Below are 15,474 nucleotides of genomic sequence, written 5' to 3' on the forward strand. Positions count from 1 at the left end.
GATGATCCGGATCGGTGCCGATCCGCGGTGGGATGGGCCCAAGGTGTGGGCGCCGGATGATCCGCGTGGTGTCGATGAATGGGGTTCGAGTGTTCCTGAGGCGTGGATGGGAAAGCGAACCGCAGTGGCCACTCCTTCGACCTTGGTGAGCAAAGCATGAACACACAGAACGCAGTGACCGACCGGATCGACGTACACAGCCACTACATGGGTGAGGTCGGATACCGATTTCTCCGTGAAGCTCGCCTGATCCCGGAGAACTTCCCCGTGAAACTGTGGACTCCGGAGACATCCCTGGAGTTCATGGACGCGAATGGCATCGCGACCCAGATCCTGTCGTTGCCATTCAGTCTCCGAGGCAACTCCGCAGATCCAGACTTCCCTGCTCCTTCGGTCCGGCAACTCAACGAGGCTCTGGCCGAGGTGATCAAGGATCGTCCAGATCGATTCGGTGCCTTCGCAACTATCCCGTTCAACACCGTGGACGCGGCCTTGAACGAGATCGAGTACTCGCTGGATGTGTTGAAGCTGGACGGCGTAGCGGTCACCTCGAATGTCGACGGCACCTACTTCGGACAGCCATATCTGGAGCCTGTCCTGGAGGAGCTCGGGCGTCGACGGGTGCCGGTTTTCGTGCACCCCATGGACTGCGCACACGGAGCCGAACTCAACTTGGGCAGGGTGGGATCTTTCATCGAGTTCCCGATGGACACCACGCGCAACATTACCAATGCAATCTTGACCGGGGTATTCAAGCGGTATCCTGGCCTGAACCTGATACTTGCGCACTGCGGCGGAGTACTGCCGACATTGGCCAGGCGGATAATCGGGCACCTCGGACTAGGTCAAGGCCCCGGGGACGCCACCGACGTCGACGCCCAGCACGTCATCGACGTCCTCCGCAGTTTCTACTACGAGACGGCTCTGTCCGCCAGCCCGAACTCGCTTCTCCCGACATTGGAAGTCACCGACTACAGCCATGTCGTATTCGGAACGGACTTCGGCGCCGCTCCGGAATCGGTCATCAAGAGCAATATCGACGATCTCGCAGGATCCGCAGCACTGGACGACTCCCAGCGACGAGCCGTGGACCGCTTCAATGCCGAGACGCTCTTCCCGCGACTGAAGAGTTCGTAGAACCTCTGTCCCGATGCGCTCTGAGCCATCAGGACGCCACCCACCCTCTGGCGACTCGAATTCGACCACGCCAGAGGGCGGGTGAGTCTGTAAGTCAGTAATTAAGGAGTACAAAATGTCAGTATCCGGAACAAATCAGTCAGCCACCGGATCGTTCGCCTCCGCGGACAGAATCACCTGCGATGTTGCCGTTGTCGGTTACGGACCTGTAGGTATCACGTTTGCTGCACTGCTCGCGAAGGCCGGCCGCAGTGTTGTTGTCGTCGAGCGGTTTCCACAGCGGTACGACAAGCCTCGCGCTGGTCACTTCGACGGCGAGACCATGCGGACCTTCCAGCACCTCGGTATCGCCCGCGAAGTCGAGTTGCTTGTTCGGAAGATGAACTCCTATCAGGCTGTTTCGTCCACCAACGAGGTCCTCTCAGCACTGAAAGACGGCGACGCCGGCTCGGGCTGGCACAAGAGCTATCTCTTCCACCAGCCTGAAGTCGAAGACCGTATCGACGAACGGGGTCGTGCGCTCGGCGTGCAGGTTTTCATGAACACCACAGCTGTCAAGATCGAGCAATCGGAAGACGGCGCCAGGCTGCTCGTTCGCGACAGCGACGATGTCGACGGCCCGGTGCGGACCATCGAAGCTTCCTACATTGTCGGCGCCGATGGTTCGAACAGCTTCGTCCGGAAGACAATCGAGGTAGCTGCAAAGGATTTGGGCTTTCCGATTCTGGACGACCTTGCGATCGACTTCGAATACAACGATTCGGACATCGAGGTGCCACTCGGCGAGTCGGGACACATGATGGACGGCGACAACATCATCACGTTCGGACGCTGGACCGGCGGTCGTATCTCGCGCGTCGAGGTCTGCAAGCTAGGGGACGAAACACGGGAGTACTTGGAGAGGGAGGAAACCGCCTGGGAGTTCCTTGGAAAGTTCGGTCTGACGCCGGATATGGGTCGTATTGCCCGCAACTCGGTCTATACCTTCCGGTGTAGCGTGTCCGAGCAGTGGCGCAAGGGCCGAGTGTTCTTGATGGGCGATGCCGCTCACACCACGGTTCCGTTCATGGGACAGGGCGTCTGCGCTGGTATTCGCGACGCGTTCAACCTCTCGTGGAAGCTGGACGCCGTCCTGGCGGGCAAAGCGGATCCTTCGCTTCTCGACACCTATGAAAGCGAACGTTCCCCGCAGGCCACCGGGGTGATCGGCATGGCGATGGGAATGGGCGCCTTGGTGATGCCATCAGCGATTGATCCCGACAAGCTGGCGGTGACGGCGGTTCACGATGCCGGATCAGCATTTCCGCGGCTCGGCGAGGGCATTGTCCGCTCTGGTGGCGACACCAACTCGCTACCGGCGGAGGGCAGGCCGGCGCTGCAGGCCCGCGTTGGTTGGCAGGGACGGGTCGATCTGCTGGACGAGTTCCTCGAGCCGGGTTGGACGCTGATCACCCGGCATCCGCTGTCTCAGGCAGGGCTCAACGAGGAGCAGCAGGCCTTGATCGACGACTTGTCTGTGCAGGTGGCCCACGTGTCGCGAGCAGCTGGGACCGAGCATTTCATGGACATCGACGGAGATTACGACATCTGGTTCCAGGCTACGGGGCAGAGGGCCTTCCTGGTACGCCCGGACCACTATGTGTTCGGCGCTGCAGAATCGATGAAAGACATACCTGCTCTGCTGGATTCGCTGAAGCAGAAGCTGTCGAACCACGGTTGGGCCTTCGGTCGCGACCGCGAGATGAGCCGGTGAAGAGCAAGACGAGCTGAAGGAGACATCTATGAGTACCAACGCGAGCAGTGCCACGACTGGGTCCTGGGTAGCCACGTGGGCAGGCCCGATCGCACGACACCCTGAGCCGCGAGAGCCCATCGGAAATCAGACGGTCCGTCTGCGGGTCGAGGCCAGCGTAGGAGGCCGCGCAGTTCGCGTGGTCCTGACGAACGAGTACGGCACCAAAGTTCTGTACGTCGGCGCCGCATCGGTCACAACAGTCGACGAGCAGGGCGTCGAGGGAGAGCCGAAGACGCTGACGTTCGGCGGGCAGAAGGATATCGAAATCGCTGTCGGTGCAATCGCCCTCAGTGATCACGTCGAGGTGGATGTCGCACCCGGCCAGACGCTGTTCGTCAAGTTGTTCCTGCCTCGTGAGACGGTCCCCGAAAGCGCAGTCCTTCTCCAGGGGGGACTACCTGAGACGCATCCTCTGTACTTTGCTCAACCGGAATGGTCGCGAGTTGACGTTTCTGCCGAGGGAGACCACACCGGATCGTCGGGGCTGCCCGGCGCAGTTCCCCTCACCCACATGCCGTTCCTGTCCCGGGTTGATGTCCTGGCGCAGCCAAACGTGGGTGCGGTTGCGGTGTTGGGCACCACCTACACGGACGGGCTCGGCGTGTGGCCGGACTACCTTTCTCGTCGGTTGAACACAGAAAAGGGGAAAGAGTCGCACGCGATCATCAACCTGTCGGCACGAGGCGGCAGCCTCTCCAGAGGCCATGCCCCGTCAGGCAGGGAAGGGGTCGTGACCCTGTTCGATCGAGAGGTTCTGACTCTCCCCGGCCTGACCCATGTGATCGTGTCCGAAGCACGCCAGGACATCGCCACCTCCGGAACCCGATCACTCAACGCGGACGGCTCGGTCGCGGAAGCGGACGCGGATCCCACGGGTGCCTCTCCGGTGACCGCCGAGATCCTCAAAGCTGCTTATCGGCAACTGATTGCGCGGGGCCACGCGAACGGTGTCAAAGTGCTCGCGGCGACAATGCCCCCGTTCAGGGGGGTACCCGCGCCTGGCTACTACAACGAGGACAAGGAAGCGACGCGCGAAGAGTTGAACCGATGGATCCTCGATAGCGGCGAATTCGATGGTGTCATCGATATCGACGGTATCGTGCGCGACCCAGCGGATACCCATCAGTATCGCGAGGAGTTCAGAAGCCTCAACCTCTTCGGTCCGAGTCCGGCGGGCCACGCCGCCATCGCGGATTCCATCGACACCGCGATCTTCGGATAGCAAGTCTGAAGTAGATGGCCTTTCGTGGGTTGTGTTCGTCCGATCATGACTACGCTGAGGCGCATTGATCCGACCCGGGGTTCGGCGCCCACCGCGAGGGTGGGTGCCGAACTGTTTTGTGGCGACGGGTGTTGAAACCAGTGGGTGGAGTGTGACAACCCACACATTCGACATTATAGTAATATCAGCCTAGGCGCTGTGTTCTAGGGTGAGGCTTTGCACCAAGATCGAATTCAACTCAATGGCAGAGGTTTTGAAGGTATGACTGTTTCCCCGGTTCGCAACGGCTCGGGTTCGCCGGATCCTGTCTGGGTTCCGGATGCGGGTGATGTTGCGGAAACCCGGATTGCGGAGTTCGGCAGGTTTGTGAGTGAGCGTACGGGCCGGGAGATGGGTTCTTATGCGGATCTGTGGGAATTTTCGGTTGAGTGTGTTGATGAGTTCTGGTTGGCGGTGCGTGATTTCTTTGATGTGATCGCTGAGGGTGGTCGGGAGACGGTGCTCGCCGGTGAGGTGATGCCGGGGGCACGGTGGTTTCCTGGGGCGAGGGTGAATTACGCGGAGAATGCGTTGCGGCATCGGGGTCTGGGTGTCGCTGTGGTGTCGGTGGGCGAGGATGGTTCGGCGTCTGAGTTGAGTTGGGATGAGTTGCGGGCGCAGGTGGGGGCTGTGGCTGGGTGGTTGCGGGCGCAGGGTGTGGGTCGTGGTGATCGGGTGGTGGGTTATCTGCCGAACACGGTGCATGCGGTCGTGGCTTTCTTGGCGTCGGCGAGTGTGGGTGCTGTGTGGTCGGCGTGTGGTCAGGATTATGGCGCCGCGGGTGCGGCGGCGCGTTTTGCTCAGTTGGAGCCGGTGGTGGTGTTTGCTGCTGATGGTTATCGGTGGAACGGGCGGGTGCATGATCGCCGGGCTGAGGTGTCGGCGTTGGTTGATCTGTTGCCGTCGGTACGGGCGGTGGTGCATGTGCCGGTAGTGGGCGTCGGGCCGGGTGGGTCGGGTAGTCATCTGTGGGAGGAGGTGGTGGCCGGTTCCGCGGAGGTGGAGTTCGAGCGGGTGGGTTTCGATGATCCCTTGTGGGTCTTGTATTCGTCGGGGACCACAGGTGTGCCCAAGGGGATTGTTCATGGTCACGGTGGTGTTGTTGTCGATCATTACAAGTTGTTGGGGTTGCATCATGATCTGGGGGTCGGTGATCGGTTTTTCTGGTACACCACGACGAACTGGATGATGTGGAATCTGGTGGTTTCGGGGTTGTTGGTGGGCTCGACGATTGTGTTGTATGACGGTAGTCCGAGTTGCCCTGGGCCGCAACGGTTGTGGGAGATCGCTGCGGAGTATCGGGTGAAGGTTGTAGGGGTCAGTCCCGGGTATTTGCTGGGGTGTGCCAAGGCTGGTGTGGAGCCGGGGCGTGATCTGGATTTGTCGGCGTTGCGGTTGGTGGGGTCGACAGGGGCGCCGTTGCCGGAGCAGTCGTATCGGTGGGTGGCCGATCATGTGGGGCCGCGGGTGCAGGTGGGTTCGGTCAGTGGTGGCACGGATGTGGTCAGTGGTTTTGCTGGTAGTGCGCCCAATACTGCGGTGTGGGCGGGGGAGATCTCGGCACCGATGTTGGGGGTTGCGTTGCAGGCGTGGGATGGCAACGGTGAGTCGGTGGTCGGTGAGGTGGGTGAATTGGTCGTGACACGGCCGATGCCGTCGATGCCGATCTTCTTCTGGAATGATCCTGATGGTTCTCGGTATCGGGAGGCGTATTTCGACACCTATCCCGGGGTGTGGCGTCATGGTGATTGGGTGACGGTGACCGAGCGTGGGAGTGTGCTGATTTCGGGGCGTTCTGATGCGACGTTGAATCGTCAGGGTGTGCGTTTGGGTAGTGCTGACATCTACGAGGTCGTGGAGAACATGGCTGAGATCGATGAGGCGATGGTCATCGGTGTGGAGTTGGCCGATGGTGGGTACTGGATGCCGTTGTTCGTGGTGGTGGCTGCTGGTGCTGAACTCGATGATCAGTTGCGAGCGCGGATCGTTGAGGCTATTCGTACTCAGGCCTCGCCGCGTCATGTGCCGGATGAGATCATCGCGGTGCTTGCCATTCCGCACACCCGTACCGGTAAGAAGATGGAAGTGCCAGTCAAGCGAGTTCTGCAGGGCGCGCCGGTGGAGAAGATCATCGGCTCGGACACTGTCGATGATGTCGAGGCATTGCGCTATTTCACCAGGTACCAGCCGACACCGCCGACGCGGTAGTCGCACGCCGTTCACCACTCTGCCTGACGAAACTTCAAGGGAATCATGATGTTCAAGAAAGTTCTTGTTGCCAACCGTGGTGAGATCGCGATCCGGGCGTTTCGTGCGGCGTATGAGTTGGGTGCGGGCACGGTGGCGGTGTTTCCGTATGAGGATCGTAATTCTGTTCATCGGTTGAAAGCTGATGAGGCGTATCAGATCGGTGAGCCTGGTCATCCGGTGCGGGCGTATTTGTCGGTGCCGGAGATCATCGCGGCGGCGCAGCGTGCGGGTGCGGATGCGATCTATCCGGGGTACGGGTTTTTGTCGGAGAACCCGGATCTGGCGGCGGCGTGCGCGGAGGCGGGGATCACCTTCGTCGGTCCCAGCTCGGACATCTTGGAGTTGACGGGCAACAAGGCTAGGGCGATCGCCGCGGCCCGCGAGGCCGGTCTACCGGTACTCGCCTCCAGTGAAGCGTCGGCCGATGTGGATGCGTTGATGGCTGCGGCGGAGTCGATGACGTTCCCGGTGTTCGTCAAGGCGATCGCCGGTGGCGGTGGCCGCGGGATGCGGCGGGTGGAGACGATCGAGGGTCTGCGCGAGGCGATCGAGGCCGCCGCGCGGGAGGCCGATTCGGCGTTCGGTGATCCGTCGGTGTTCCTCGAACAAGCCGTCATCGAACCCCGTCACATCGAAGTGCAGATCCTGGCCGACCAACACGGCAACGTGATGCATCTGTTCGAACGCGACTGTTCGGTGCAGCGCCGCCATCAGAAGGTCATCGAGTTGGCGCCGGCGCCGAATCTGCCGCCGGGGTTGCGGGAGAAGATCTGCGCTGATGCGGTCGCGTTCGCGCGCAAGATCGGTTACACGTGTGCCGGGACGGTCGAGTTCCTCGTCGACCGTGAGGGCCGGCATGTGTTCATCGAGATGAACCCGCGGATTCAGGTGGAGCACACCGTGACCGAGGAGATCACCGATGTGGATTTGGTGCAGTCGCAGATGCGGATCGCCTCCGGAGAATCACTCTCGGATTTGGGTTTGTCGCAGGAGGCGGTGCAGATTCGGGGTGCGGCGTTGCAGTGCCGCATCACCACCGAAGACCCCACCAACGGGTTCCGCCCCGATACCGGGCGGATCACTGCCTACCGCACCCCGGGTGGTGCGGGGGTGCGCCTTGATGGTGGCGCCACGTTGGGTGCGGAGGTGTCGGCGCATTTCGATTCGATGCTCGTCAAACTCACCTGTCGTGGCCGCGATTTCGAGACGGCGGTCGCGCGGGCGAGGCGGGCGGTGGCCGAGTTCCGGATCCGTGGGGTCGCCACCAACATCCCGTTCCTGCAAGCAGTCCTGGATGATCCCGATTTCCGCGAAGGCCGGGTCACCACCTCGTTCATCGAAGAACGACCCCAACTACTCACCTCGCGGGTGTCGGCGGACCGCGGCACCCGGATCCTCAACTATTTGGCTGATGTGACGGTGAACAAACCGCACGGGGAACGCCCGGCCACGGTGTATCCACAGGAGAAGCTGCCGCCCACAGATCTGTCAGTGCCGCCGCCGGCAGGGTCACGCAACCGGTTACAAGACCTGGGGCCCGATGCCTTCGCCCGATCACTCCGGGAGCAATCAGCCCTCGCAGTTACCGACACCACCTTTCGCGACGCCCACCAATCTCTACTCGCCACCCGCGTCCGCACGTCTGGTCTGGTCTATGTCGCCCCACACGTAGCCCGCCTGACCCCGCAGTTGCTGTCGGTGGAGTGTTGGGGCGGCGCGACCTATGATGTGGCGCTGCGGTTCCTGAAGGAAGACCCGTGGGAGCGGCTCGCCGAACTGCGTGAGGCGATGCCGAACATCAACCTGCAGATGCTGCTCCGCGGCCGGAACACCGTCGGGTACACCCCGTATCCGGAATCGGTGACGACCGCGTTCGTCAAGGAAGCTGCCGCGACGGGCATCGATATCTTCCGGATCTTCGATGCGCTGAACAATGTCGATCAGATGCGGCCGGCGATCGATGCGGTCCGTGAGACCGGCACCACGATCGCCGAAGTGGCACTGAGTTATACGGGGGACCTGTCGAACCCGGCTGAGGACCTGTACACGCTGGATTACTACCTGCGGTTGGCTGAGCAGATCGTGGAGGCGGGGGCGCATATCCTGGCGATCAAAGACATGGCCGGGCTGTTGCGGCCGCAGGCGGCGTCGATTCTTGTGTCGGCGTTGCGCAGTCGGTTTGATCTGCCGGTGCATGTGCACACCCATGACACTCCCGGCGGGCAGCTCGCCACGTATTTGGCGGCGTGGCAGGCCGGTGCTGATGCGGTCGACGGCGCCTCGGCGGCGATGGCCGGCACCACCAGCCAGCCGGCGTTGTCGGCGATTGTGGCGGCGACCGCGCACACCGAGTTCGACACCGGTCTGGATTTGGCGGCGGTGTGCGATATCGAGCCGTACTGGGAGGCGTTGCGGAAGGTGTACGCGCCGTTCGAGTCCGGCCTCCCGGCGCCGACGGGTCGGGTGTACACCCACGAGATCCCCGGTGGGCAGCTGTCGAATCTGCGGCAGCAGGCCATCGGGTTGGGGTTGGGGGACCGGTTCGAGGACGTCGAAGGCGCCTACGCCGATGCCGACCATATGCTGGGCCGGTTGATCAAGGTCACCCCGTCCTCCAAGGTGGTCGGCGATTTGGCGCTCACGCTGGTTGGGCGAGGGATCTCGGCGGACGAGTTCGCCACCGACCCCACCGCCTATGACATTCCTGATTCGGTGATCGGGTTCCTGCGCGGGGAGCTCGGCGATCCGGCAGGTGGCTGGCCCGAACCCCTGCGCACCCGGGCCCTGGAAGGCCGCGCCGAGCCCAAACCGGTGGTGGCGCTGTCGGATGAGGACACCGAACAGTTGGAGTCGCCTGAGGAGAGGGTGCGGCGGGCGGCGTTGAACCGGTTGTTGTTCCCCGGACCCACCCGTGAGTACGAGGAGCACCAGAAGGCGTACGGCGATACCTCGAGGTTGTCGGCGAACCAGTTCTTCTACGGTCTGCGGTACGGCGATGAGCATCGCGTGGAACTCGAACCCGGTGTGGAGTTGTTGATCGGGTTGGAGGCGATCAGTGAACCCGACAAGCGGGGGATGCGGACGGTCATGTGCATCCTCAACGGACAACTGCGCCCGGTGCAGGTCCGGGACCGTTCGCTCGATGCCGTCGAGGCGGTGGCCGAGAAGGCCGAGGCGGGTAATCCCAAGCACATCGCTGCACCGTTTGGGGGCGTGGTGACCATCGTTGTCGAACCCGGGGAACAACTTGCCGCCGGCGCTGCGATCGGGTCCATCGAAGCGATGAAGATGGAAGCCGCGATCACCGCCCCGGCCGGTGGCACCGTCAAACGTGTTGCCATCTCCTCGGTCTCGAGCGTTGAGGGCGGCGACCTCCTCATCGAACTCGAGTAGCCCAAGTAACGCATGTGACTCTCACGCTTCACAGGATTGGATCGGACAATGATGGGCCAAACAGTTGGGGCCGTCGACATTCTCGACGTTGCGCGTGAGCAGGTGGCCGAACGCGGTGAGGGTTTGAGCCAGGAGCAGACGCTGCAGATTCTGCAGTTGTCCGATGATCGGCTGACGGACCTGCTGCAGCTTGCTCACGATGTGCGGATGAAGCACTGCGGACCTGAGGTCGAGGTGGAAGGCATCATCTCCCTCAAGACCGGTGGTTGTCCCGAGGATTGCCATTTCTGTTCGCAGTCGGGTCTGTTTGCCTCTCCGGTGCGTAGTGCGTGGATCGACATTCCTGCGCTGGTGGAGGCGGCCAAGCAGACTGCCAAGTCGGGTGCGACGGAGTTCTGCATCGTCGCTGCGGTGCGTGGCCCGGACAAGCGTCTGATGGCGCAGGTCGCTGCGGGTATCGAGGCCATTCGCGCCGAGGTCGACATCCAGATCGCGTGCAGCCTGGGAATGTTGACCCAGGAGCAGGTCGATGAGCTCAAAGCGATGGGGGTGCACCGGTACAACCACAATCTGGAGACCGCGCGCTCGCATTTCCCGAACGTGGTCACCACGCACAGCTGGGAAGAGCGTTTCGGGACGCTGAAGATGATTCGCGAGGCCGGCATGGAGGTTTGCTGCGGCGGCATCCTGGGTATGGGTGAGACGCTCGAGCAGCGCGCCGAGTTCGCCGCCGATCTCGCTGCACTTGATCCCGACGAGGTTCCGCTGAACTTTCTGAACCCGCGTCCGGGTACCCCGTTCGGGGACCTCGACGTGCTGCCGGCCGCCGAGGCGCTCAAGGCTGTGGCGGCGTTCCGGTTGGCGTTGCCGCGCACCATCTTGCGGTTCGCCGGTGGCCGCGAGATCACCCTGGGTGATCTCGGTGCCAAGCAGGGCATCCTCGGTGGCATCAATGCGGTGATCGTGGGTAATTACCTGACGACCCTGGGCCGTCCGGCCGAGACTGATCTGGATCTGCTCGAAGAGTTGCAGATGCCGATCAAGGCACTCAACGACTCGATCTGAGCCCGGTCGTTCGACGATGGCCAAGAACAAGACTATCGACGCGGCCGTATCGCGTTACAGGACGCAGACGCCGAACTTGCCGGCACCTTTGATCTCGCAGTGGGATTGGCAACGGAGCGCCAGTTGCCGCGCGGTGGATGTAGCTGTCTTCTACCCTCCGAACAGCTCCCGAGGCGACGATCGCGAAACACGAGAAGCTCGCGCTAAAAAGATATGCAATGCGTGCCCTGTGCAACAGGAGTGCAGAACCTATGCCCTTGCCGCCCGTGAACCGTACGGCATCTGGGGCGGAACGACCGCGAAAGAACGAGCGTTGCTGACGATTCAATCTTGATCTTTTTCATGTGGTACTGAAGCAACATCGACGAGAAATATCCGCATTATTGATCGGCTGAGGCGATCAATGGTCGACGGGTCGCGCCTGCGGGCCCGACGGCGTGGTCTTCATACCCGGCGGCGATGAATAATGGTCGGGTCAACCGCAGGGTGTTGGTGGTGGGCCGGCCACGCGGTGAGCGCTCGGCGGCATTGGCTACTCTTTCATCTCGCGGTGCAACGCAGGAGGTGACCAAGTTTCACCAATCCGCGTCTGGTTACGAAATACCCTGCGAAGCCCAAGGTTACGACGGAGTTCGTAGGTCCAGAATGGCCCATAGAGTAATGCGGGCCTACCGGTCTGGGTCGTATCGGACCGTGAAAGGCCGTTCGTGCGCGCGAGCCGGCGCCTAGGCGGCGTCGTTCAGCCAGGCCGCCTGCTGCGCCTTGAGGTCGCGCACCAGATCGGGGCGGTCGATCCCGGGCAACTCGGGGTCCACCGTGACGCCCGACTGCTCAAGCATGTATGCCAGCCAGCGATAGGGTCGGTCGATAAGTGGCCCGAGGCTGTCGGTCGACGGGGCCGTGTGGTTCGGAAAGACGGGAATCAGGATCTCGGACATGTAAACCGGTTCGTACGCGACCACGTGCCACGCCGAGGAGGTCTTTGAGCGCTCGACGCGGGCGTAAATGCGGTTGTGCGAGACGATGTCGACATCAAGGCCTCCGAATCGACCGCGCGCGATGATCGTCATGGGCGCCTCGGCCAGACCGCGGTTGCCGTTGATCGTCACCGCGATGTTGCCGATCTCATGAAAGTTGGTCGGCTCGCCGGCACCACGGCGCCTCTTGGATGCCTCGACGAACTCGTCCCCGGTGCCCTCGAACCAGCTGGCCGTGATCCGGGAGTCGGGTCCAAAGCACTCGGCCATCTCGTCCCAGAGGCCCAAGTCGCGAGCGGCACGCTCCTTGTTGAGCAGGGACCTGATCCTGTCGGAATCTGTTGCGTCAGTCATGAAATGGGACTTTTTCATAGGAACCGCTAACCGTCAAGCGTTCAATCGGGACATTGCCTGACAACGTCGCCGTCTTGGATCGGATTGTCAGCACTATTCAAGATAATCGAGTACGAGGGACGACGCATATTTGAAGTCTCGTATCGGCTGACCGGACCGGGTCCCTTCTCGGCGGCTTGGCGTGAAATCAGCTCTGCGGGTGAGACCTTCGCTCATACGGTCAACCTACGCCTCGACGTGGCAGTGATCACTGGACTGGACGGGCTCGCCAGATCAGACGGTGATCAACGTCTGGCGCTACTCAGTTGGCATATCGGGCATTGTCCACAGGAAGATAGGGGTGAAAACTTTGGAAGGGGTGGGCGAGGGGGTGAAAGCGGTTTCGTATCGGTCTGACCTGAGGAGGCGGGCGTAACCTCAATTGATTCCTTCTGGTGCTTGGGCCGTTTCAACTCGCACTCACGCGCAGACGTCGTTCAGGATCTGAGGTGGGCGAGCACGGCAAGGACCCGCCGATGGCCGGTGTCAGACGTGGCCAGCCCGAGCTTGGCGAAGATGTTGCCGATGTGCTTGCTCACGGCTGTGTCGCTGACCACCAGTTTGCGAGCGATGTCGGCGTTGCCGAGTCCTTCGGCCATCAGCCGTAACACCTCCGATTCGCGTGGAGTCAACGACCGGATGGGATCGTCGGCTCGGCGTCGGCTCATCAACTGCGACACCACTTCCGGGTCCATCACGGTACCGCCCGCCACCACTCGTTCGAGTGCATCGACGAACTCTTCGACCTTGCCCACTCTCTCCTTGAGGAGGTACCCGACGCCAGCGGCACTGCCTGCCAAGAGTTCTCCGGCGTATCGGTCCTCCACATAGGCCGACAGGACCAGTACCGGGAAGTTCGGGATGCGCCGGCGCGCCTCGATGGCCGCTTTGAGTCCTTCGTTGGTGTAGGTCGGTGGCATGCGTACGTCGAGAACCGCACCGTCGGGCGGGTCGGCATCGAACGACGTCAGGAATTGCTCGGCGTCGGCGACCGCGCCCGTCACCTCGATGCCGACGCTGCGCAGCAGCAGCGCCAGGCCCTCACGCAGCAGGGCGTCGTCCTCGGCGATCAGAATCCGCACGGTAGCTCCACTTCGAGTGTCGTCGGCCCGCCAAGTGGGCTTTCCAGGGTCATCGTCCCCTCGAATGCTGCCACCCGCCGGCGGATACCCCTCACGCCACTGCCCGCCGATTCGTCGGCTCCTCCGCGGCCATCGTCGACGACCTCGATGATCATCGTGCTGCCCGTCTGCCCGCTGCGCGTGCTGATGGTCAGGTGCACGGTGTCCGCACCACTGTGTTTGACCACATTCGTCAAGGCCTCGGCCACCACGAAATACGCGGCGGCCTCGACTGCGGCGGGCGCCCGATGCAGGTTGCGCACGTCGAGGATGCAGGTCACGGTGGAGCGTCCGGCCAGGGCGGCGACTGCGCCTTCGAGACCGAGTTCATCGAGGATCGGCGGATAGATGTCGTGCACCAGGGTGCGCAACTCCGACAAGGCATCGGATGCGGCATCCTGGGCCCGAAGGAGCTGGGGCAGCGCCTGATCCGGATCCACCCGCAGGGATCTCTCGGCCAGTCCCAACATCATCACCACGGCCACCAATCGGTTCTGGGCACCGTCATGCAGATCGCGCTCGATTCGCCGTAACTCCGCCGAGTGGGCATCGAGCGCGGCTGCCCGGCTCGCCGTCAGCGCCGAAACCCGCTGCGACAACTCCGTTTCACGTGTCGGAGCCAACAGTGTGGTCGCCAGGGCCGCGATGGCGCGGGCCATCGCGGGGATCAACCACCACGCGATGCCCGCGTACGCCGCAGCGATCAGCGGCATCGTCGCGGCCAGCGGCCATGACGTGACGAGGTAGATGTTGCCGACCGGCTCGTCCTCCGGCATGGCCCACCAATATGCCGGGATCACCAACGAATTGACCGCGGCCAGCGGAAGGACCACCGCCACGAACCCCGCAATGAGGGCCGCGAAGCCGTGAACAGTGACCCAGGCGAAGTCGCGGCGGACCGACCGCGACGCCAGCAACGTCCGCACATCGGCGAAACCCGGCTGGTCGGCCAACGGCGGATAGCGGTCAGCGATCACCGCACGCGTATAGGTCCCGGTGCGTCGGCGTGCCTCGCCGGCCCAGAACCGCAGCATTCGCACATAGGGCGGGACCAGCAACCATCCGACGACCAGGATGAGCAGTGCAGCAATGATCAGCCCGGCGAAGACGAAAGCCAACGACACGAACGCGGCTGCACCTTCGACCATCAAGAAACGGCACGCCCGCCACCATGTCGCGACCCGCGCGCTGCGTTTCATCACACCAGGATGCCGCAACGTTGCCGCGTTGACGGTATAGCTGGCTACACCTTTGGTCCGGTGGTCAGCGGGATGGTCCGCACGTCCGGCAATTCATAGCGTTGCTCTCATGACTTCCTTCGCTCCAGTGCATCCTCCTCAAGCCCCGGTCTCGCGACCGGCGCTCCGTCTCGACAACGTCACGAAGTCCTATGGGTCGGGGAGTGCTCGGGTCACCGCGCTCGACGCCGTCAGTCTCGCCCTTCCGGCGCAGGGCTTCACCGCGATCATGGGTCCCTCCGGCTCAGGAAAAAGCACCTTCCTGCACTGTGCTGCCGGGCTCGACCAACCCACGAGCGGTTCGGTGTGGATGGGCGACACGGAGATCAGCGCACTCAAGCCGAAGGCGCGGACGATGTTTCGGCGCGACCACGTGGGGTTTGTCTTCCAGGCCTACAACCTGATGTCGTCACTGACGGTCGAGCAGAACGTGACGCTGCCCCTGCTGCTGGCCGGGCGCACAGCCGATCGCGGTCACGTCGGGCAGATCCTCGAGTCGGTGGGCCTGTCACGCATGAACCGGCGCCGGCCCGCGGAACTCTCTGGCGGACAGCAACAACGCGTTGCCATCGCTCGAGCACTGGTCACCCGCCCCGGTGTCATCTTCGCCGACGAACCGACCGGTGCGCTCGACAGCCGGACCGGCCAGCAGATCCTCCTTCTCCTGCGCGACGCCTCGAGGGAGCTCGGACAGACCGTCGTGATGGTGACGCACGATCCGACGGCTGCCGCCCGGGCCGACCGCGTCTTGTTCCTGGCCGGCGGACGCTTTGCCGGTCACCTGGACGCTCCCACCACCGGGGCCATCGAGAAGTCGCTGACCGACCTCGGGCAGTGGTGACCA

General features: G+C 62.8%; 11 protein-coding genes. 8 read left to right on the forward strand and 3 right to left on the reverse strand.

Annotation, left to right across the window (positions count from 1 at the left end):
* The first annotated feature begins 156 nt into the window (after positions 1-156).
* The 7 genes from J3S28_RS27465 to J3S28_RS27495 all read left to right on the forward strand — a co-directional run bounded on the left by J3S28_RS27465 (position 157) and on the right by J3S28_RS27495 (position 11,235).
* Positions 157-1,137 (forward strand): amidohydrolase family protein, encoded by a 981-nt coding sequence (locus tag J3S28_RS27465; protein ID WP_207844384.1) that lies wholly within the window; start codon positions 157-159, stop codon positions 1,135-1,137.
* Positions 1,138-1,252: 115 nt separating this feature from the next.
* The gene (locus J3S28_RS27470; protein ID WP_207844386.1) at positions 1,253-2,890 is read left to right on the forward strand and encodes a bifunctional 3-(3-hydroxy-phenyl)propionate/3-hydroxycinnamic acid hydroxylase; all 1,638 of its coding nucleotides are present in this window, start codon (positions 1,253-1,255) and stop codon (positions 2,888-2,890) included.
* A 28-nt stretch (positions 2,891-2,918) separates the two neighbouring features.
* Positions 2,919-4,154 (forward strand): GDSL-type esterase/lipase family protein, encoded by a 1,236-nt coding sequence (locus tag J3S28_RS27475; RefSeq protein WP_207844388.1) that lies wholly within the window; start codon positions 2,919-2,921, stop codon positions 4,152-4,154.
* A gap of 261 nt (positions 4,155-4,415) precedes the next feature.
* Complete coding sequence (locus J3S28_RS27480) at positions 4,416-6,401, forward strand: acetoacetate--CoA ligase (RefSeq protein ID WP_207844390.1); 1,986 nt, start codon at positions 4,416-4,418, stop codon at positions 6,399-6,401.
* Positions 6,402-6,449: 48 nt separating this feature from the next.
* Positions 6,450-9,836 (forward strand): pyruvate carboxylase, encoded by a 3,387-nt coding sequence (locus J3S28_RS27485; protein ID WP_207844392.1) that lies wholly within the window; start codon positions 6,450-6,452, stop codon positions 9,834-9,836.
* A 51-nt stretch (positions 9,837-9,887) separates the two neighbouring features.
* On the forward strand, positions 9,888-10,901 hold the full coding sequence (bioB, locus tag J3S28_RS27490) for a biotin synthase BioB (protein ID WP_207844393.1): 1,014 nt from the start codon (positions 9,888-9,890) through the stop codon (positions 10,899-10,901).
* 16 nt (positions 10,902-10,917) lie between these two features.
* On the forward strand, positions 10,918-11,235 hold the full coding sequence (locus tag J3S28_RS27495; protein ID WP_207844396.1) for a WhiB family transcriptional regulator: 318 nt from the start codon (positions 10,918-10,920) through the stop codon (positions 11,233-11,235).
* A 391-nt stretch (positions 11,236-11,626) separates the two neighbouring features.
* Here the strand turns inward: J3S28_RS27495 and J3S28_RS27500 are convergent, their stop codons facing one another.
* From J3S28_RS27500 to J3S28_RS27510, 3 genes are all read right to left on the reverse strand, one after another.
* The gene (locus tag J3S28_RS27500) at positions 11,627-12,232 is read right to left on the reverse strand and encodes a nuclear transport factor 2 family protein (RefSeq protein ID WP_207844398.1); all 606 of its coding nucleotides are present in this window, start codon (positions 12,230-12,232) and stop codon (positions 11,627-11,629) included.
* Between the two features lie 476 nt (positions 12,233-12,708).
* Positions 12,709-13,353, reverse strand: a complete 645-nt coding sequence (locus J3S28_RS27505) for a response regulator transcription factor (RefSeq protein ID WP_207844400.1) — start codon at positions 13,351-13,353, stop codon at positions 12,709-12,711.
* Complete coding sequence (locus J3S28_RS27510) at positions 13,341-14,591, reverse strand: sensor histidine kinase (protein WP_207844402.1); 1,251 nt, start codon at positions 14,589-14,591, stop codon at positions 13,341-13,343. Before J3S28_RS27510 ends, J3S28_RS27505 begins: the two co-directional genes overlap by 13 nt.
* Positions 14,592-14,700: 109 nt before the next feature.
* On the opposite strand from J3S28_RS27510, the gene J3S28_RS27515 reads away from it, so the two are divergent.
* Positions 14,701-15,471, forward strand: a complete 771-nt coding sequence (locus J3S28_RS27515; protein WP_207844404.1) for an ABC transporter ATP-binding protein — start codon at positions 14,701-14,703, stop codon at positions 15,469-15,471.
* Positions 15,472-15,474: the final 3 nt, after the last annotated feature.

This window comes from Williamsia soli (assembly GCF_017377795.1).
In the GTDB taxonomy this organism is placed as follows: domain Bacteria; phylum Actinomycetota; class Actinomycetes; order Mycobacteriales; family Mycobacteriaceae; genus Williamsia; species Williamsia soli.